17 protein-coding genes are annotated in these 20840 nt (G+C 39.6%); 5 read left to right on the forward strand and 12 right to left on the reverse strand.

Going from position 1 to position 20840, the window contains the following annotated elements; genetic code table 11:
* Positions 1-211: 211 nt before the first annotated feature.
* The 12 genes from CQA63_RS01720 to CQA63_RS10340 all read right to left on the reverse strand — a co-directional run bounded on the left by CQA63_RS01720 (position 212) and on the right by CQA63_RS10340 (position 14025).
* On the reverse strand, positions 212-1138 hold the full coding sequence (locus CQA63_RS01720; protein ID WP_104699458.1) for a PLP-dependent cysteine synthase family protein: 927 nt from the start codon (positions 1136-1138) through the stop codon (positions 212-214).
* A gap of 1 nt (position 1139) precedes the next feature.
* Positions 1140-2291: a trans-sulfuration enzyme family protein gene (locus CQA63_RS01725; RefSeq protein WP_104699457.1), complete on the reverse strand. Its 1152-nt coding sequence runs from the start codon at positions 2289-2291 to the stop codon at positions 1140-1142.
* An 8-nt stretch (positions 2292-2299) separates the two neighbouring features.
* Positions 2300-3067, reverse strand: a complete 768-nt coding sequence (locus CQA63_RS01730; RefSeq protein ID WP_104699456.1) for an SIMPL domain-containing protein — start codon at positions 3065-3067, stop codon at positions 2300-2302.
* Between the two features lie 58 nt (positions 3068-3125).
* Positions 3126-4880, reverse strand: coding sequence for a hypothetical protein (locus CQA63_RS01735; RefSeq protein WP_104699455.1), 1755 nt, complete (start codon positions 4878-4880; stop codon positions 3126-3128).
* Positions 4877-5416: a HyaD/HybD family hydrogenase maturation endopeptidase gene (locus CQA63_RS01740; RefSeq protein WP_104699454.1), complete on the reverse strand. Its 540-nt coding sequence runs from the start codon at positions 5414-5416 to the stop codon at positions 4877-4879. The genes CQA63_RS01735 and CQA63_RS01740 overlap by 4 nt, the downstream gene beginning before the upstream one ends.
* Positions 5417-6175 (reverse strand): Ni/Fe-hydrogenase, b-type cytochrome subunit, encoded by a 759-nt coding sequence (gene cybH, locus CQA63_RS01745; protein ID WP_104699453.1) that lies wholly within the window; start codon positions 6173-6175, stop codon positions 5417-5419. It abuts the gene before it with no gap.
* 10 nt (positions 6176-6185) lie between these two features.
* Positions 6186-7916: a nickel-dependent hydrogenase large subunit gene (locus tag CQA63_RS01750; RefSeq protein ID WP_104699452.1), complete on the reverse strand. Its 1731-nt coding sequence runs from the start codon at positions 7914-7916 to the stop codon at positions 6186-6188.
* A gap of 12 nt (positions 7917-7928) precedes the next feature.
* Entirely contained in the window at positions 7929-9089 is a 1161-nt protein-coding gene (locus CQA63_RS01755; protein WP_104699451.1) for a hydrogenase small subunit, read from the reverse strand.
* A 183-nt stretch (positions 9090-9272) separates the two neighbouring features.
* Positions 9273-10838 carry a phosphoethanolamine transferase gene (locus CQA63_RS01760; RefSeq protein WP_104699450.1) on the reverse strand — a complete coding sequence of 522 codons (1566 nt, stop codon included), beginning with the start codon at positions 10836-10838 and terminating at the stop codon, positions 9273-9275.
* Positions 10839-10885: 47 nt separating this feature from the next.
* Complete coding sequence (gene trxA, locus CQA63_RS01765) at positions 10886-11206, reverse strand: thioredoxin (protein ID WP_104699449.1); 321 nt, start codon at positions 11204-11206, stop codon at positions 10886-10888.
* Positions 11207-11344: 138 nt separating this feature from the next.
* Positions 11345-13870 carry a TonB-dependent receptor plug domain-containing protein gene (locus CQA63_RS01770; protein ID WP_158655436.1) on the reverse strand — a complete coding sequence of 842 codons (2526 nt, stop codon included), beginning with the start codon at positions 13868-13870 and terminating at the stop codon, positions 11345-11347.
* Positions 13871-13896: 26 nt separating this feature from the next.
* Complete coding sequence (locus CQA63_RS10340; RefSeq protein ID WP_267891916.1) at positions 13897-14025, reverse strand: hypothetical protein; 129 nt, start codon at positions 14023-14025, stop codon at positions 13897-13899.
* A gap of 126 nt (positions 14026-14151) precedes the next feature.
* Here CQA63_RS10340 and CQA63_RS09385 point away from each other — a divergent pair, with 126 nt between their 5' ends.
* The 5 genes from CQA63_RS09385 (at position 14152) to CQA63_RS01790 (ending at position 20834) form a co-directional block, all read left to right on the forward strand.
* Positions 14152-14529: a hypothetical protein gene (locus CQA63_RS09385; RefSeq protein ID WP_147288712.1), complete on the forward strand. Its 378-nt coding sequence runs from the start codon at positions 14152-14154 to the stop codon at positions 14527-14529.
* A 524-nt stretch (positions 14530-15053) separates the two neighbouring features.
* On the forward strand, positions 15054-15437 hold the full coding sequence (locus CQA63_RS01775) for a FixH family protein (RefSeq protein WP_233706558.1): 384 nt from the start codon (positions 15054-15056) through the stop codon (positions 15435-15437).
* 58 nt (positions 15438-15495) lie between these two features.
* Positions 15496-16713, forward strand: a complete 1218-nt coding sequence (locus CQA63_RS01780) for a TolC family protein (RefSeq protein ID WP_104699447.1) — start codon at positions 15496-15498, stop codon at positions 16711-16713.
* A gap of 12 nt (positions 16714-16725) precedes the next feature.
* Positions 16726-17739 (forward strand): efflux RND transporter periplasmic adaptor subunit, encoded by a 1014-nt coding sequence (locus CQA63_RS01785; protein ID WP_104699446.1) that lies wholly within the window; start codon positions 16726-16728, stop codon positions 17737-17739.
* Positions 17733-20834 carry an efflux RND transporter permease subunit gene (locus CQA63_RS01790; RefSeq protein WP_104699445.1) on the forward strand — a complete coding sequence of 1034 codons (3102 nt, stop codon included), beginning with the start codon at positions 17733-17735 and terminating at the stop codon, positions 20832-20834. Before CQA63_RS01785 ends, CQA63_RS01790 begins: the two co-directional genes overlap by 7 nt.
* Positions 20835-20840 lie beyond the last annotated feature (6 nt).

Here is a 20840-nt window from a genome sequence, read left to right on the forward strand (position 1 = left end):
TCGCCCACAGCAATTCTTCGGTCGTGCCCATTCCCTCGTGATGACAATGAGGTAGAGTCTCTAGTGATTCCCTTATAAATTCTTCATCTTCGCTCACACTAGGGCTGATAAAATAACTTCATTTCTAAAAACAATTTAAACTCTGCCTATAAATATCTTATAAATAAAATATTCTTGGCTACTTTGTTTTACAAGCTTATATGCAAACCTTTTAAAAGAGATGTTTAGAAAAATAACGACTTAAATCATCGGCAAAAAGCGTTACAATAAGGCTATTATGCACTTCTTTAGCAAGATTAAGTGAGGCTTGCAAACAAGCCCCCGATGAAATACCCGCTAAAATACCCTCTTCTCTAGCTAGGATTCTCACTCCCTCATATGCTTGCTCATCACTAATTTTTTGCACTCTATCCATGAGTGAAGTGTCCATTGTTTTGGGTATGACATTATTACCAATACCCTCAATATTCGCACAGCCCTCAACTCCTCCACCAATGACTGAGCCTATGGGGTCGCATAGCACCCCTTGTATCCTCAAATCTTGTTCCTTAAAATAACGCATAGACCCACTAAAGCTCCCTCCACTTCCAGCTCCGCAAACAAAATAATCAAAAACGGGTGAGTGTATAGGTTGCAAGGTTTGCATATCAGCATAAATTTCTGCTGCGGTGGTGAAGTAGTGTGCTTCTGGATTTTGAGGATTCTCAAATTGATTAAGGCTAAAGGCATGCGGTGTGGTTTGGAGAAGTTCCTTTGCTTTATCAATTGCCCCTTGTATGCCACTCTCTTTTGGGGTATTAATCACCTCCGCTCCTAGCGCACGTGCGAGAATCTGCTTTTCAACCGCAAATTTATCAGGTACAACAAGAATGGATTTAATATGAAAATGCTTAGCGACAAAGGCAATGCCAAGCCCTGTGTTTCCCGCAGTAGCTTCAATCACTACAGAATCTTGCGTGAGTTTGCCCTCATCATAGAGTTTTTGAAATATATAGAGGGCTACGCGGTCTTTCACTCCGCCTGCGGGATTATGTGATTCAAGCTTGGCAAAAATGCGATTATTATTTGGAATCTTTAAATGTGTCAGTTCTAAAATGGGCGTGTTGCCAATAAGTTCAAGTGCCGAATGAATAAGCATTTTATATCTTTGAAGACTTGATAGCCTGATTTATATCATCAAGCAAGTCTTGTGCATATTCAATACCTACTGATAAACGAATGAGATTATCAGTTATGCCCATACTTTGGCGTATGTTTTTTGGGATTGAGGCATGTGTCATTGAAGCGGGGTGGCAAAGAAGCGATTCCACTCCGCCAAGGCTTTCAGCTAGGGCGATGATAGAGGTTGATTTAAAGAAGATTCTATAATCATAGTTATCTTTAAGCTCAAAGCTTAGCATACCTCCACCAGCACGTGCTTGTGTGCTTTGAATCTTATAGCCTAAATCACTTGCTAAACCCGGATAATACACTCTTTTAATGGCTTGGTGTTGGCTTAAATGCTCTGCAAGGAAGAGGGCATTTTCACAATGTCTTTGCATACGAAGCCCAAGTGTCTTCATACCTCGTATTAAAAGGAAGCTATCAAAAGGCGCTAAGATACCCCCGATACTATTTTGCAAAAAGCCAATCCTCTCTGCAAGTGCGCTATCATTTACAACCACAAGCCCGGCTATAAGGTCGCTATGCCCGCCTAGATATTTTGTAGCAGAATGTAGCACAATATCAATGCCAAGAGCTAAGGGCTTTTGCAAATAGGGGGTCATAAAGGTATTATCTACAATGCTTATAATCCCCTTTTTCTTACAGAGCTCGCTTACTTGTGCTAAGGGTGTAACATTAAGCAAGGGGTTAGCTGGACTTTCTATAAGAATGGCTTTTACTTCTTTGGTTATTTCAGATTCAAGTGCGGAGATATTGGTTGTATCTACGATTTTATAGCTGATGTTGAAGTTTGAAAATACTTTGTCTAAGATTCTAAAAGTGCCTCCATAGACATTTTGTGAAATAATAATGCAATCTCCGCTTTTAAAAAGACTAAGCACGCAACCAATAGCTGCCATACCTGAGGCAAAGGCAAAGCCAAATTTACCTCCCTCACATTCTGCAATTAAACTCTCAATTCCATCACGTGTGGGGTTTTTGGTGCGGGAATATTCATAGCCTAAATGCTCACCTAAGGCGTTTTGGGCATAAGTGGAGGTTTGATATATAGGGCGATTAACCGCGCCTGTATGTGGGTCTGTAGTCATACCACCATGTATAAGAAGTGTATCAAATGTGCTTTTCATATCTATCCTTATTTGCAAATGTATTTCACTTGGATTTTTGCTGTGATTTCTAGCTCTTTTGGTATGGGGAGCTCCCAACTTGTGTCTGCATAAGCGCTCATATTACTTGTCGCTTTGGCATTTCTAGGAAAATCTGCTTGTATGGAGTTATTATTTAAGCCATCAGCGCTTATAAGTGTGCATTTTTGCTTGAGTGTTTTGGAGTAATGTTCTTCTTTTTCTCTAGCTAAGCCAAGCGCCCCGGCAAAGGCTTTATCTTGTGCCTCTTGCCATGCTTGCGGTGTGGCTATAATGCTTACATTTGGTGCAAGGAAACTTAAATATTTGTTTTGATTAATGAGTTTGTCAATATCTGCAATGAGCGTATCATAGTCTTTTTTCTTTTTACTCGGTACATCGCATTCAAGGTTGAAATTCAACGTATAGCCCACGGTGTCTCTTGCTGCTCCGTCTTTATATTGGATATTTGGGCGCAATTCGTGATTCCCCCCCTCGCAAAAGCCATGTTCTTTACTTAGGGCAAGTATGTCATTAAGGGTATTGGCTATGTCTTTTTTGACATTTGGGGCTATCTCGCCTCCTTTGCGCAATGTATCACTTTCTGTAATGCGGATACTCGCTTTATAGGCATTAGGCATAATATGTTGAGAGAAAGATACATTTTTATATAAACAGAGCGTATCCTGCAGGCATTCATTGCTATGAAGTGTGCCCTTTTGCTCACTGCAAGCACTAATTAAGATTGCAAAACCTATGAGGTATATAAAAGATTTCATTTTCTCTCCTTGTTTTGGGGTGCAAATGGCGTGGATTCTAGCCTTTTTAGGTAATGTATCAGTAATCAATCAATCCGTCTTTAGGCAGGAGTAATTGTATGTTTTTAGGGAGGTATTCTAAGATTTTATCTAAAAAAATATGATTGCTTAGCATATCTCCTAGTAAAAGTATTTTATTAAGGGCTAAGTTTGTTAAAGTGTCTCGTGCAAGTGTGGCGACAAATTCACTTAAGGAATCAAGCGCGCCAAAACTTAGAATCTCATCTTCCATTTTTGCACATTTAAAGCTCATACAGGAGCGGATAATGCGATTATAATCAAGTAAAAGCGTATTATCTTCTCGTAATAGCTTATAATCAATGCGTGGTCCCCTCTCGCGTACAAAGCGGTAGGCATGATAAAAAAGCGCATTTTTATCGCTTGTGCTTTGATGTGGGGTTTTAAGCCCTAGCACAAATGCTGCGCTATCAAGTATGTCTAGGAGATTATTTGAGGGTTTTGGAGTTGGTGGCATATTAAGGGCAGCAGATAAGAGCTCTGGGAAATGTTTGCCAAAGTTTTTTAAAAGCTCATCGCCACTTTTATAAGAGCGTGCAATATCTTCAAGGATCAGGCGAGGGTTGGTTTCAAACGCGATATTAAGGAGAATCTTAGAGCCCTCTCTTTGAATAAGAAACGCACTAGGATGCCTTGAGCTAAGATAGGCAACAAGGCAAGCTTCCCCCGGCTCTGCTTTGAGATGTGATTCTATAAGAGAATGGAGGGTGTTATCTGGTGTGATATATGTATCAATAAAAATACCATTTTGGGCAATAGCAAGATTTTGGGTTATAGGTCTTTGCGAATGCTTGAAGTCAAAATCTGGCTCTTTATCGCAAGGCGAGAGAAAGAAATAGCCAATTTCATCTTGCAAAAGTAAGGCTCCAATAATGGCTAAAGGCATATCATATGGCAAACCAACTTGTGTTAATCCGCATTTATCCAGAGGGAATTGACTTTCAAAGACTTCTTTTGGCACGAGGCGAGTAGTGGGCTTTTCAAAACTTGCAAGTATATCAATGCGTGCTTGGTGTGTGCGGAAATAAGTTTTAAGCGAGGCAATATCACATAAAAGCGTGGTGTGCGTATCTTCTTTAGGCGCAAGTGAGAGAAGCTTCGTGCCAAAAGTTGTGCAAAAGGGCACATCTTTTCCTGCTTTGAGCTCATTAACAATATTTATAAAATATGCCTTATCTTTTTCTAAAAGTTTTTTATGCACAGCAGAGGGGGGATTAAGCTTTGCAAAATGTTCATGCAGAGGGTTAAGAATCTCTGAAGTTTGTGCTGGGGTATAGTAGTAGGTTTTAGGTGTGTGAAATGAAGCGATGATATGTAAGTGGTCATTTAAGGGAGTATCTTTAGGGCATTGTGGGAAAAGAAGTCTGAAAGTGTGTGTGAAAATCTCCTTTAGGCTTGCTTGGGGTTGTAATGTATTAAGAGCTTCATAAAAGGCTTGTGGCGGTGTTATAGGCTTAAGCTCTAAAAATGCAAAGTAAAGAGAAAGCGGGAGATTTTGTGCCATATCATTGGCAAATGCTAAGATGTTTTGGGCGTAGTTTATATCCTGCTTACAAAAGCTTTGCAATAAGTTGTGGCTAGGGGAATCTTCTTGTGTGCTTAGGAGTGCGGCTAAATCAGGGATAAAGCAATGTGTTTGTTGATTATGAGTATAAAAAAAGGCATTTAGGTGTAGATTTTGCGCACTTTGGGCAAGAATATAGAGAAAGAAAGATTCATCTTTGCTTGTGTTAGAAAAGCTAAAGTCATAAATCATTCATAGCCTCTAAATGAGCCATTTGCGACTTCTTGCAAATCTCTATCATCAATTCTTTCTGCGTTTATGCCATTTTGAGCTAAGAATTCTAGGGCAAGCTTTTCCATAAGCTTTGCTCCCTCTTTCACAGCAGGAGAGAGGGTGAATGCGGTGTCTTCTCCTATGACTTCAGGGATTATGCCAATGATTTTAACGGGGGGTAAATCCCCACTAATGGCAGTAAGTCTTAGTGTTTGAAGCATTTCTACTTCATGCGCACTCCCTGCCCACGTGATGATATGAGGCACATTATCAAAGTCAAAGTAATACACATCGCCAATTTGGGCATTATCCACACTCACACAATCAAGTATAAGCACTTTATCGTATGAAGTAATAAGGGGGATAAGCATAGTAGCAAGTGTGCCACCATCGACAAAATCTACTTCATTTGCTCCTGTGAATTTGTAGTTGAGTTTTAAAAAATTACTTAAATGCACGCCAATACCCTCATCACCAAAGAGGATATTGCCAATGCCAAGCACGAGAATCTTCATTTAAATTTTTACATCATCAGTATATCGCATACCGCTTATAATAGAATCTATTCCGCCATTGGGGTATTTAATAGAATTCCACACGGCAAGATAAATATGCACGGGAATGAAAATTACAAAAGCCCAAGTGAGGATATGATGAAAATTGCGCACATTTGATAAACCGCCAAAAAGCACTTCTACCCATTTGAAGCAAAAAGCCAAAATAGCCCCAAGCCCATCATCATAGACATTATAATAGAGCACAACACCAGTTAGCGATATAAGGAATACGAGTATCCCAAGGCAAAGGTATGTGATAAATTGCAACGGATTATACGCGCCATTGATATGGGGGTGATTGCCTAAAAAGAGATAGGCTTTGATTTGTGCTATCCATACTTTTGGGTCTTTCACTTGAGCAAAAGAGATTCGCTCTGGCAAAGACTTTTTATCAAAGAAAAAGAGATACACTCTAAAGCAAGAAATAGCAATCAATATAAAGCCCATAATCAAATGCACATTACGAATATAGGCTTGCATATATGAGGTAGATACTACGCCCATATCTTGCTCTATGACTACCTTTCCTTGTATTGTGCCCTGTAGTGTGGCTTGTGTAACTTCAGGTTGAGACATAATAAAAGGATACGCGATATAGAATCCTGTGGCAATAAGTGTGAAAATACACATTGCCCTCAACCAATGAAATAAACGAGTGAGACCGGAAAACTCCTCGTGCATATGGAGCTCTTTTTTAAACATTTCAACCTTGCTCATACTCTCTCCTTTAGCGAAGTCTAGCAAATGAAGGCTCTACTTTGTATTGACTAAGTTCATTGCCTTTAGTATCCATAACATGCACAGCACAAGCAATACATGGGTCAAATGAGTGAATATGGCGGATAATTTCTAAAGGTTGCGTGATGTCCTTTACTTGTGTGCCAATCAAACTCATCTCATATGGACCTTTTTGCCCTCTAGCATCGATTGGTCCTGCATTCCATGTGGAGGGGACCACAGCTTGATAGTTTTCAACCACACCATTTTTAATGCGCACCCAGTGGCTAAGCATACCTCGCGGCACATTACCAATGTAGCGTCCCTTATATTCTTTGGTTTTATCAATCACATAAGGGGCACAAGTCTTTTTATCACCTGAAGCAATATTTGCTACAAGTGCATTAAAAGCAAGGATACCATTATCGGCTATGATTTTGCACTCAATGGCTCTTGCAGCCGTTCTCCCTAGTGTGCTAAAGAGTGCCTCTGTAGGAAGACCTGTGGCTTTTAGGAACTCATCTACTACTTTCACAATATATGGATTACCGCTTGCATAGCCTACTACTACGCTAGCAAGAGGTCCTACCTCCATAGGCTCGCCATCATATCTTGGTGATTTAATCCAAGAGTATTTGCCATTTTCATCAATGATTTTAGAATCTACAAGTTTGCCATCAGGTCCGATGGTTTGGGCGTCTTTAAAGCCTGTGTATTGGGGATTTGTCTTCCCATCATATGGGTGGAGTGGTTCATTATCCGCATACCATGAGTGCAAGGCTTCTTCTGTGATTTTATCTTCATCAATGGGATATACTTTGCTTAAATCGCCATTTTTCACAACACCACTACTTAATAAAAATTCCTCCGCTCCTACTTGCATTTCTTGGAAGCTAATGAAGTTTTTTACCCCACAGCCTTTCAGCACAGAATCTTCGTCTTTATAGGCTTCTGCTGCCATAACAATATCTGCCCAATACGCACGATTAATAAAATCACCAACTTCTTTATATTTAGTTAGCCATTCTCCTAAACGACTAGGATCAAGTATATCCATAACAGAAGTAATACCCCCAACGGTAAGACTTTGTGGATGTGGATTCTTAGCTCCAAAGATTGCCATCATTTGTGCGATAACGCGTTGTACTTCAAGGAGTTTGAGATAATGTGAAAGCACGATGAGATTTTGCTCAGGATTAAAGCGATATGCCTTATTCCCCCAATATGCGTTAGCAAATGGACCAAGTGCGCCTTGTTTAACAAAAGTCGCCACTCTCTCTTGAACGGCTTTGAGATCACTCTCTCCTGCACAGATAGGATTAGAAGTGTATTTAAACGCAAGCTTTGCTGCTTTTGCACAATCTGCCTTGAGAGCAGAGGTAATATCGCACCAATCGAGTCCATGCAAGGTATAAAAATGCACAGCGTGGTCATGGAGGAAGAGGGATATATTCATCAAAGTGCGAGTAAGGGTTGCATTAAGGGGTGGCTTAATATTAAGTGCATTTTCCACAGCGACAACCCCTGCCTTATAGTGAGAATATGTACATACGCCGCATATTCTTTGCACTAAAAACCCTGCATCGCGAGGGTCGCGGTTTTTTACAATGGTTTCTATGCCTCGCCATAATGTTGAAGTAGAGAACGCATCTTGGATAACATTATTTTCATCTATAATTACTTCAATGCGCAAGTGCCCTTCGATTCTGGTGATTGGATCTACTATTATACGTTTTGTCATTTTCTCTCCTTACTATTTGGCGTTTTGTGTTGAACTAATGATTGCATGTGCGGCTATACCGATAGCAGCAGCCCCAAGTATGACTGCTCCAATGGTATCTGCTGTTTTATCCGCGCCCATGCCATTAAAACTTGTGGCATAGAGGCGATTCCCAATGGGCTCTTCAAATGGATTCATCGTATCCCAAAATTTTGGCTCACTGCAGCCTATGCAGCCATGCCCTGCGCCAATAGGCCAGTTTGTGTGTTGGTTAAATCGCAATTTAGAGCAGTTGTTAAAGGTATATGGACCTTTGCAGCCTACTTTATAGAGGCAGTAGCCTTTTTCTGCATTTTCATCACCAAAATGTTCTACAAACTGCCCTGCGTCAAAGCGACCTCTTCTTTCGCATAAATCGTGGATTCGCAATCCATAAGCCCATGTGGGGCGATTGTAAGCATCAAGTGCGGGCAATTCGCCAAAGAGGATAAAATGCAACACATTCCCTACGATGTTCTTTTCACTTGGGGGGCAGCCGGGCACATTAATGACTTTTCTATTAGTGATTTCACTTAAAGGCACGGCATTTGTGGGGTTGGGGTAGGCTGCTTGTATGCCCCCAAAGCTTGAGCATGTACCAATGGCAAAAATGGCTTTAGCGTGCTTTGAGGCTATGCGGGCTTCTTCTGCGCCTGTGCGTCCATGCCCTCCTATAGTAAGGTAAAATTCGCTACTTCCTTTAGGGATACCACCCTCTACCATAAGGATATATTCTCCGCTATATTTTTCTATAGCGTGTTCTAAATTTGCTTCGGCTTGCCAACCAGATGCTGCCATAACGGTTTCGTGATATTCTAAGCTAATGTAATCAAAAATGAGAGAATCTATGCTTGGGGCATCACTTCGCAAAAGACTTTCGCTACAACCGGTGCATTCTGCCATATGTAGCCATACAACAGGGAGGCGATTAGCAAGTTCTGCAGCTTTTGCAGTAAGTGGAGCAAAGCTCGCAGGAAGTGCGAGTGCGGCTGTCATCATACCTGACCATTTGATAAAATCTCTTCGTGAGAATCCTTTAGATTCTAATTCTTTCATTAAATCTTTATTGGTGTTAAATCCTTGTAGGCTGGAGAGTTCATCTAGCCTTTGTGAAGCTTTTTTGAAGAGTTCATTATGTGCATCTTGTGCTTTCATGGCAATCCTTTCTTGTTGTTGTGTGTTTTGCGATTTTATATTAATTTTAAGAATGGAGAGAGAAAATCAAATTGTAAAAAATAAAAAGTAAAATATTTTTAAATATTAAAGTTACTAAAAGTAATTTATATTTATGGCTATTTGAGTGGATTTGTGCGAATTTTGCTATGGTTTATAATGAGATTATGGCTGGAGAATATCAAGTGTTTTGTCATAAGCTGTGGTTTGAATGCGGAGTATATGGAGTAATGTATGAAATACATTATCGTGGCTTAACTCTGAATCTATATGAGTTTTTGCGATGGCAGCCTCTGCCTGCTGTGATTTGGAAAACCACATAATAGAGGGGATATGCTTTTGGTATTTTGGCGCAAAGGTATAGCTTAAGCCTCCATGCATATATAGTCCTAATTCTCCTAAACTCTCCCCATGGTCACTTACATACCAAAGCATAGATGGCATGGATACATTTTCTAACATACCCACCATTTGTGAGAGGAGATAGTCGTTATAAAGGATAGAGTTATCATAGGCATTGACTATCTCTTCATAAGTGCATTTTGAGAGCTCTTTTTGCTTGCACACAGGGGTAAAATGCTCAAATGCTTTAGGATAGCGCTCAGCGTATGAGGCACCATGGCTGCCATATTGATGAGCGACAATAAAGGTATTTTGCCTCTTTTTTTGTGCATTTTTGATGATATGCTCTATATCAGGGAGCATCACTTCATCAAGGCTATTGCTTGGATAGAGGAGGATATTTGTAAGATTCCTATCACAGCCTCCTACGCATTTGCCTCCATTATTCCCTAGATACCATACTTCATAGCCGACACTTTGGGCAATATCAAGGATATTATTTACATAGAGTGAGAGATTTCGATGTGTGTAAGTTTTATGCGTGTAGTGTGTGAGGAGGCAAGGCACAGAGATGGCTGTAACCACACCGCATGAATAGAAGTTTTTAAAGCTTATGACATTAAGGGTGCTGGTGTAGGGATTTGTGATTTTCTCATAACCATTAAGAGAGAAGTTCGCACTTCTTGTGCTCTCCCCAATGACAAAAAGCACGATTTGAGGCGGGGTATTAGGGGCTAAATGCGCATCTTGTGCGATAAGCGTTGGTGTAAAAGAGCTTTCTTGTGAATGTTGATAGTAAAGGAAGCTTGAGCGGATAGGGGCAATGGGGTTTGGCATATTTTCTAAGTGTTTTTGCGCTTTGAAGACAAATACAATATCTTTGCCTAAGCTTATATAGCTAAGAGTTATGGCTATGCAAAGCAGGCTTATAATAATCACCTTTTGCTTAGTAGCACGTCTAAAACTCGGCTTTGTAAGCTTAATGCCCGCAAGCAGCACGCAAGGGATAATCCCAAACACCACTACATAAGTTATAAGCCCTAAATTCATCATATCAAGGGTTTGCTCAAGGTGTGTTTGCATAATGCTTTGGATAATATCTTCATTAATCATTACGCCTAAGGTATCCATATAATATGCACATATACTACTAAGGATAAGCACAAAGCCTAGCACATATTTTACACTCACTCGCACACAGAGTATTTCAAGCCCTAGCATTAAGATTATGGCATGCAGTATTTGAATGTAAGTATTAAGGTAGCCAAAGTTAGATTCAATAGCAGCTTGATAAAAAGTGGCATTAAACGTGTTGTTTAGACATAAGGCGATAAAAAGTGCACCAATACATGTGAGATAGTGATAAGAGATGTTAGGAAATATTCGCATTAGAGAAGATATAAGAATCACACTCCGCATAAAGCAGAGTGTAGGTTTTAAAGAAGTGCATCAAGCTTTTCGCGGATAGCTTGTTCAGGGAGTGCTCCTGTAACTTGGTCTTTTACTTCTCCATCTTTAAATAAGAGAATAGTAGGGATATTTCTAATACCAAAACGTTTGGAGAGCTCTGCTTCATCATCAACATTTACCTTGCATATTTTTGCTTTTCCTTCATAGTCTTGTGCAAGTTTGTCAATTACAGGGGCAAGCATTTTGCAAGGATTACACCAAGGTGCCCAAAAATCCACCAAAGCTACGCCATTAGCATTCACTTCTGTATCAAAGTTATTATTACTCAATTCTATATATCCAGCCATGGAAGTCTCCTCATACGAAAATTTATATAATGTCATCAATGGCTTGCGATGACATAGATTTATTATACATTGCCCTGTTTAATAATGTCTAAGTGTTTAATAAAAATTTATCCATTTTGCGAATTTTTTTCTTTAGCTTTAAAACTTATACCCCACTTGGAGCCAGAACTGCCTACCTACCTCATATACAGGAATAGCAGTGCTTGAGACATAAATAAGGCTAGAGCTTCCACTTGTAGTGGTGAGATTTTGCTTATTTAATACATTATACACATCAAGATTCACAAAAAGTGTATTGCCCTTAAATACATCTACTTCAAAGCCCACTCTCATATCCCAATTAAATGCCCCGCTAAATTGCATTTTGCCATATTGAGAGCCACTAAAGCTACTATCATATCCAGCACTATTCCTGCTTAAAAGCACCATTCTCTCATATCCTGCCCTATAGCGGAAAAAGTTATTCCATAGCCATTTTGTGCGCCCTAAGCTAAAGGTGTGTGTGGTATTAAGCCTTAACGTATAGGGGCGAGTGTAGTTATCTGTAGGTCTATCGCGGTATTTGATGATTTCTCCATTATACATAATATCCTCATTTTCTATATATGCTTCATCAGAGCTAAAGGGATTATACGTGCGTTTTGTATTTGTCCAATCAAAGGCTAGGAGATAGTAATGCTTCAAGCCAAAGGTATTTATGGGAGCGGTATTGCTTAGCATAAAAGTAATAATATCACTCCTGCTGCTGCCATCATTAGTGTAGAAGTTATAGCTTGTGCTATACCCGCTTAGGGCTGGGGCATTATTATTTCTGGTACTCCTTGCGCGTCTTGTAATTTCATCTCTCCCTTCTCTGTGAATGTATTTTAATGTCGCATTAAAAAGCCAAAGATTCTGTGAAAGCCCTAGCATAATCTCATCATCATAAGGGACATTGAGTTGGTTAAATCTTGTGCCTTTTGTGCTTGTGTAGGCGGTATTTAGCGTCCAATCACTGAGGGTGTTTGTCTGGGTATTAAGCGTTCTTGTGTATCTTTGCTGTTGAGAAAGTGTAGAATCATAGAGCCGATAAGAGAAGAGATTACGCCCATAGTAGCGATTCGCCCCAAAGATAAATGTACTTTTATAGCTTTGTGCTGTAGGGGTTATGTAATTGAGTGAAAATCGCGGGGCACTCGTGTGTTTATCCATATAATCATCACCATCAAGTCGCAAACCTAAACGTGTATTGACTTCCCCAAAGCCCCCTAAGTCAAACTTAATATCATCTTCAAGGTAGATTCCATAAGAAGTGCTATCAAGCTTCACTTCTCCTCCACTATATACCACAAGCCCATTCATATACTGCCCATTGTATGTGGTGCTTCCTTGAGTGAATGGCACTAAAGAGCAAGTATCTAAGCCAAAGCTATCTAGGGTGCAATTTGTAATGCTCGCAGAGCTAGCTAGCCGTTGAGGTGCTCCATTAGCACTATAAGTATTGCCCAATCTATTTTGCTTGATGTTTTGATAATTTATCTCCGCCCCTAAGCGGAAAGTATGTGCTGTGCGCCATATATCAATAGATTCAAATTTTAAATCTGATTTGAAATTCAGTGTGTTTTGGAGTTGTTCAATATCTCCATAACCTCCCTCATATATATAGCCTGTTTGGGTGGTGGGCACTACCCAATTTTTATCAACACTATTAGCATACCACCAACGATAAAAGTTTGATTCAGATTTCCTTGAATTTTCTAGCCTAGAGTAGCCTAAAGTATTGGTCCATGTAGCTTCATTGCCTTCCCATATAGCCTTTAGTCCTGCTTGAGTACCTCCGCTTTGTATGGTATTAAAGCTATCTCTAGCTAGATTATTATAATAGGTGTTAAATTGCGGCATATAGCCTAAATTTGCCTCTAGGGTGAAGTTCTCTGTGGGATTATAATGGGCTTTAAGATAGTAGTTATCACTTATACGTTTTTGCTCTTTTGTATCATTAAGCTCTGTGCCCCCGTTAAAGCGGCTGATATTATAGGCTTGAAGCGGGATATAACTCCTTGTGGTAGAAAATGCCCCAATAATGCCTAGATTCTGTGTGATATAGCCCTCTACATTTGCCTTTACTAAATGCTTGCTAAACTCTGGTTGATAACTTTCATCACTCGAGGTAGCAAAGGCAGCTTCTGCACTTGGGTGGATAAAATAATGCGTTAAGTGATTACTTGTGTGTTGGTAGCTTATGCTCCCATGCCAGCCATCACTTCTAGGCTTTCTAATATTTGCCTCTACTACCCCTCCTGTAAATCCCCCATAAGCTGCAGAGATATTAGAATCTTGCACACTTATAGAATCTAAAAGCGAAGTATCGATATTAAAGCCTTGAGAGCGAGAGTTTGGCATACCAACAAGATTATTAGAATCGCTCCCTCCATGGGTATTGAGATCATTATTCATATTAAAGCCATCGAGCATAAAGTTATTTTGGTAGAACAGCCCTCCGCTAATGCTAATATTGGCAGGGTCTATTTCACCCGGAGTAGTGCTCCTATTTTGAGCATTATCAAATTGCACATTAGGTAAAACTCTTAAAATAGAGGTAATATCACCATTGCCTGTGGGATTAGAGCTTATGAAACTCTCACTCAAGCTCTCCCCACTTTGATAAGTCTCTAAATCACTCACATCACGGACGATAGATTTAGAGAGGGTTACTTGCTTTTGACTGCGGGGGGGGGCGTGTCTAGTTGCTTAGATTCTATATCCGTGTTTGCTAGGAGGGGTGTAAGAGAGAAAATGGTAGCATAAAAGAATGCACCAAAGGGGTATTGTGTTTTCATATCTTGCCTTTTTAAGAATTTTGAGAATCTGCGAGCTAAAAACTAGCTTAGGAAATAAAAATAATTCTTATTTTATGAAAAATAAATTAATAAAACCATAGTGCGAGTAGAGATTCCTTGCTTAATATGACAACTTGGCTACCTATCTTAGGCGAAGCTGAAGAATTACTATTGGTATCACCAAAAAGCACGACTAGTGATTCCCACAGAGATTCTTCACCTGTTTCACAGGCTCAGAATGACAAAATATCTAACCTACAAGACAAAATTACCCTGCAAAGGAAATCCACACATAATAAATTCAATCACTCACAAAGGAAATTAACTTGGCATCACGAGGGAAAGCGTAGTGGAAGCGAAGAATCTTTTAAAGAATCACCAGCAATTCAATCCTCGTGTCATTCTGAGCGTAGCGAAGAATCTCTATCCGAGTCACTAGTCGCCTACAGAGATTCTTCACCTGCTACGCAGGTTCAGAACGACAAAATAACTACCTTTTTTTAGAATTCCCAAACCACCCAAAAGGGCAAAAAAGTTAGCATAGAGTGCCCCCCGCAGGGCTTTAGGCGGTTTGCAAAATTTATTTTTGCAAACCAAGACATCAAATTAATAGGAGTGCCCCCACTAGGCGCTTTAGGCGCGAAGCGGGATTTACTCCCGCGAGCAAGACATTAAATCAATAGAAATGCCACCCCGCAGGGCGCTTTAAAAAAGGGCGGGCGTTTTTATAATAAAGCCCTTAGAAAAAGACTTGATAGATAAGCGTAAGCTTAGCTATAAGTCAAGCTTTAGGCGAACCACACAAAGGTAAAAAAGTAAAAACTAGTGCCCCCCGCAGGGCTTTAGGCGCGAAGCGGGATTTACTCCCGCGAGCAAGACATCAAATCAAATAGTATCTAAGCAAATAAAGCAAGTTCATAAAATAGACTAAATTATGAATATAAGTCTTATATTTATATGTAATGTGTAAAAAGAGTTTAAAAACTTATTGTAGAGTCCCATTCCAAATTTACACAAGGAGCTATTTTATGGATTTTAGATGTATCAAGTATGTTTTAATATGTATGTGTATGGCATTTAGCTTGAGTTATGGTTTTGAGAAGGTTATTACCAATAAAGATGACTTTGAAATCACTCTCTCAAGCCCTAAAAACTTCACTTCCGGGCATAATAGTTTTGAAGTATCTATTAAAAAAGATCATGCACTGATAAAGGCAGAGGGGCTTAAGGTTAGCTTTATAATGCCTGAAATGCCCGGTATGCCAAAAATGACTGAAAATGCCCAACTCGAAGCTAAAGATACTAAGTTTCTAGGGCAGGTGAGTTTGCCTCATGGTGGAACTTGGCAGATTAGAATCTCATTTATGTATCAGGGAGGGGAGCAACGCGCAAGAAGCAGCATTGACTTTTAAGCAATCTCAAAGATTTTAAAAATCTAAAAGACCAAAGATTAAAGATAAAGAAAAGACAATGCATAAGTCTGCTTATATGCTTTTTGCCCTTATTTCAAATATTTTTGCCAGCTCTCTTAGCCAAGAATTTAGCGAAGTGATAGGTGAATATTTTGAGAAGAATGAAAAGCTAAGGGTGCTTGAATATGAAATCAAAGCCTTGCAATCCCAAGCCAAAGCCCAAGCCAAATGGGATAGTCCCAAGCTTAGCATAGGCATTAATAGTGCAGAAGTCCCCACTCCGCTTAATCTTAGTGCAAATCAAATGCAAAATATTGCCATAAGCATAGGGGGGAATCTTGATCTTAATCAAAAGCGCCAGATTCAAGCCCAAATTACATTCAATACCTCACGCATAAAGCTTTTAGAGCTTAAAGCCCTAAAAGACCAATATATCCTCACACTCCTTACCCAATCCATTAATGCACAAAAGAATGAGCAGCTTTTGTCATTTACCCAAGAAGCGATAAAAAACCTTGATATTCTCATTGCAGCCTTGCATTCTTCGAGTAATTTTAACCCCTTGCAGATTCATAAACTCAATCTCCTAAAGGCTAAGCTTACTTTGAAGCAAAATGATATATCTAACCAACTTCAAAATGCACACATTGCGTTAAGTCAAGCGAGCTTTGAGCATCATTTTAGCTTTAGCCCTCCTACGCCTAGCAGTGAGGATATTGCCTTTGTGCAAAGCCCGCAGTTTCTCTCACAACTCTTAGAGGATAATTATGAGGCACAAATAGCTATTTTAAGCACAAAAAATGCACAAGATTCACTTAAACTCGCTAAAAAGTCCTATTTAGGGGATATAGCTTTAAATGGGAGTTATATGTTTCGAGAGCATTACCCAGATATGTTTAGCCTCTCTTTTTCGCTTCCCCTGCCTATTTATGGTAAAGAAAAGCAGCTTGTACATGCTAAAAATTACACATATCTCTCTAATAAAAGTGATATTACCCAAGTGCAAAATAAACTCAAACACACCGCTCAAAGCCTCTTAGCCCAAATTGCAAATTTAGAGGCAAATTATCAGCTTATTGATACCATAGCCCTGCCTTCAAATCATAAGATAACAAGCCTCTATAAGCACCACTCCACAAGCCAGAATGCTGCGTTTTTTGAGTTTTATAATGCCTTAAATGATGAGATTGATACAGAAATTTTACGGCTAGAGACCTTAGCTTCACTCCATATTGCTTATTGGAATCTAAGGGCTCTTAGGGGCGAGAGAGACTAGAGGGAGAGAGCGATGAGCAAGGATGTGCAAAATATGAAAATACCCAATATGAATATGAAGAAATTTGCAAAAAGCATAAAGTTTTTTATGGCTTTTTTATGTGTATGTGTATTGGAGATAAGCGCACAAGAGGGCTTTAATATCCCTATGGTTAAAGCCACAAAGGGAGAGATTAGCCACATCAAGCGCTATTATGCTAAGCTTGAAGCCCCAGAGAGTGCAAACTCTAGTGTAAGTATGCGCACAGATGGCTTTATACAAGAGCTTTTTGTCTCTCAAACCTATCAAAAGGTAGAGCGGGGCGAGCCTTTATTTACTTTCTATTCCCCTGAGCTTATAGACGCACAGAGTGAATTTCTCACGACTAAAAACCACCTCTCCCGCCAGAAGCTAGAGCTTTTAGGAGTGGATTCTAAAGAGATTAGCACTATTGCAAAAACCCATAAGATTCTTAATCAAGTGCGATTTTATGCCCCAGTTAGTGGCGTGGTATTTGCTAAAAATATCAATGTAGGCAGTGGGGTAAAAAAGGGTGAGGAGATACTTAGAATCATCAATTTAGATACATTATGGGTGGTTGCTAATATCAATCAAGAAGATATTGCCTTTATCCAACATACAAATAATAAGGCTTATGTGCATATAGAGGGCTATAAGGAGAAAATCCCCATAGACTTTGAAATGCTCTATCCTCAAGTGCTTGATGGCTACCTTAAAGCGCGCTTTAGCCTCCCTAATGCGAATTTAGAGTTTTTCCCCGATATGTTTGCCTATGTGTTTATAGAATCTCCCTCCTACAATGGGCTGATACTCCCTAAAAATGCGCTTTTATATAAGGATAGAAAGTATTTTGTATTTATGCAAAGTGGAGGGGAGTTTATCCCCAAAGAGGTAAAAGCTAGAGTGATTTTAGGCAGGGATTTTTATGAGATATTAGAGGGTTTAAATGAGGGCGATATGGTAGCCAAAAACGCACTTTTTATTTTAGATTCTAATGCACAAAATAATGGAGATTATGAGTGGTAAATGCGATTATCAATGCAAGCATAAGCCATAGATTTGCCCTGCTTTTAGCTGTGTTTTTCTTTGTGCTATCAAGCGTATTTTCACTCAAATACCTAAGCCTTGATGCCCTCCCTGACCTCACACCTCCGCAGGTGATTGTGCAAGTGGAATTTGCCAATCAAAGTCCAAAGATTATAGAAGAGCAAGTAACTTACCCGGTTGTGAGCTCTCTTATGTCCATTGCAAATGTAGAGAGTGTGCGGGGGATTTCTAGCTATGAGAATGCGCTTATTTATGTGATTTTTAAGGATAAAACAGATCTTTATTGGGCACGAAGCCGCGTTTTAGAGCAACTAAGCAGTGTAAATACCCTACCTACGCGTGCAAAAGTCTCTTTAGGCAGTGATGCGACTAGTGTAGGCTGGGCATATCAATATGTGCTAAGGAGTGAGACAAAAGATTTGCAAGAGTTAAGGAGTTTGCAAGATTTTTATTATAAATACGCGTTTTTAGGCATTGATGGTGTGAGCGAGGTAGCAAGCATTGGGGGCTTTGTGAAAAACTATGAAATTACGCTTGATAATGCAAAAATGGTGCGCTATGGCTTGGATTTAGAGGAGGTCATTTCTGCGGTATCTAAGGCAAATAATGAGAGTGGAGGAGGGGTGATATTTGAAGAGGGCTTTGAGAAAATCATTCATTCAAGCGGATATTTACAAGAGTTAAGAGATATAGAAAATATTATTGTAAAGACTATTGATTTTGCTCCATTACATATTAAAGACATAGCAAGGGTTAATCTCCTCCCTGCACCTCGCAGAGGGGCGGTAGATTTAAATGGGCAGGGTGAGGTCGTTGGAGGGATAGTGATTTTTAAACATGGGGGCAATACCTATGAATCCTTGCAGACTTTAAAAAGACGTGTGCAATCTCTTAATCAATCAAACCCAGAAGTGCAGATTCAAAGTGTGTATGATAGGAGTGAGCTCATAGAGCGCTCCCTCTCAAACCTTTGGCAGACATTATTAGAAGAAAGCGTGATTGTGCTTTTGATTTGTGCGGTTTTCCTTCTTCATCTAAGAAGTGCGCTTATTATTGTGATTATTTTGCCCTTATGTGTGCTTTTTAGCCTCTTGCTTATGGCAATTTTTGGCATACAGGCGAGTATTATGAGCTTAGGGGGGATTGCTATTGCCATTGGGGCGATGATAGATGCAGCTATTGTGATGATTGAAAATGCCCATAAGAATCTTTCTCATACTCATATCCCTGCTAAAAGACATGAGATCATTCTCTCAAGCGCGCAGCAAGTAGGGGGAGCTGTGTTTTTTGCGTTGATGATTATCGTTGTATCCTTTTTACCCATTTTTGCTTTGAGTGGGCAAGAGGAGCGGCTCTTTGCGCCTTTAGCCTTTAGTAAGACTTTTGCGATGTTAAGCGGGGCACTGCTCTCTATTACACTTGTGCCCATTTTGATGTTATATTTCATTAAGGGGAGGATTATCCCTGAAGAGCGAAATATGTTTAATGCCTTTTTTGTGAAAGCTTATAGCAAGGCTTTGGAGTTTATCTTAAAAGTGAAGTGGATATTTTTAGCTTTGTGTGTGGGGCTTTTGGGATTTGGCTATTATATATACAAGCAGCTAAGTTGGGAGTTTATGCCTCAAATTCATGAGGGGGTGGTGATGTATATGCCTGTAAGTAATGTTTCTATGAATATTCAAACAGGGCTAGCTTATCTTAAAAAGGTAGATTCTATTCTCTATAGCTTTGATGAGGTAGAGCTTGTCTTTGGAAAAGTAGGGAGGGCAAATACAAGCACAGACCCAGCCCCTTTATCTATGCTTGAAGTTTATATTCATTTAAAGCCTAAATCTCAATGGAAGGAGCAAATCTCTTATAGCGATTTAAGGGATAAGTTTGAAGATGCCTTGCAGATTGCTGGGCTTACCAACTCTTGGACATATCCCATACGTGGGCGCACAGATATGCTATTAAGTGGGATTCGCACGCCTTTGGGTATAAAACTCTATGGGAATAATAGAGAGGTGCTACAAGATATTTCTTTACAAATACAAGCACGTTTGAAAGCCTTAGATGAGAGCCTCTCTGTCTTTGCAGAGAGGGCAAATAGCGGGTATTATTTGGATTTACATATTAATGATGAAAAGATTGCGCGCTATGGGATTTCAAAAGAGCGTATCTTTAATGTACTCAATTCCGCGCTCGGGGGTATGGAGATTACAAGATATATCCATGGGGTAGAGAGTTATCCTATTTCTATACGTTTAGAGGATTATCAAAGACATGATATTGAGAGGATAAGAGAGATTTTTGTAAAAACTCCTTTTGGATTCTATCCTTTGGGGGCATTGGTGGATATAGAGTATATAAATGCCCCCATGGAGCTAAAGAGTGAGAAAGGCTTGGGGGTGAATTTTATTTACATTACGCCTAAGCAAAACATAAGTGCTAAAACATACAAACAAAAAGCCCTAGAAGCATTGAGTGATATAGCATTGCCAGAGGGGTATTATTATGAATTTAGCGGGGAGAGTGAATATTTGCAAAAAGCGCTTGATACGTTAAGCTATATTATCCCCTTAAGTCTTTTAGCCATTTTTGTGCTGATTTTTCTTGCTTTGAAAAATTGGGCTTATGCAAGCCTTTGTTTTTTTAGCCTGCCTTTTGCGATTTTAGGGGCTTTTATGATGATAGATATGCTAGGCTATAACTTAAGTATCGCTGGGGTCGTGGGAGTGCTGGCATTGCTTGGGATTGCGGCTGAGACAAGTATAGTGATGCTTTTATATTTAGAGCAAAGCTATAAAGATATGCGTCCAAATACTCCTTTAAGCCTTAAAATGTGCATTATGCAAGGTGCGGCTAAAAGAGTGCGCCCTAAGCTAATGACGGTTTTAAGCATTATCGCCTCTTTAGTGCCTATTATGTTCTCTCAAGGTGTGGGGAGTGAGATAAGTAAGGCGATTGCCGCTCCTATGCTTGGAGGTATGATAACAAGCGTGTTATTGACACTTTTTATTATACCTGTATGTTTTTATTTGATGAAGTTAAAAGAGGGAGGACACTCCCTGCGTGAATACAGGGAGAGATGAATCTTA

The organism is Helicobacter marmotae, assembly GCF_003364255.1.
Lineage (GTDB): Bacteria > Campylobacterota > Campylobacteria > Campylobacterales > Helicobacteraceae > Helicobacter_C > Helicobacter_C marmotae.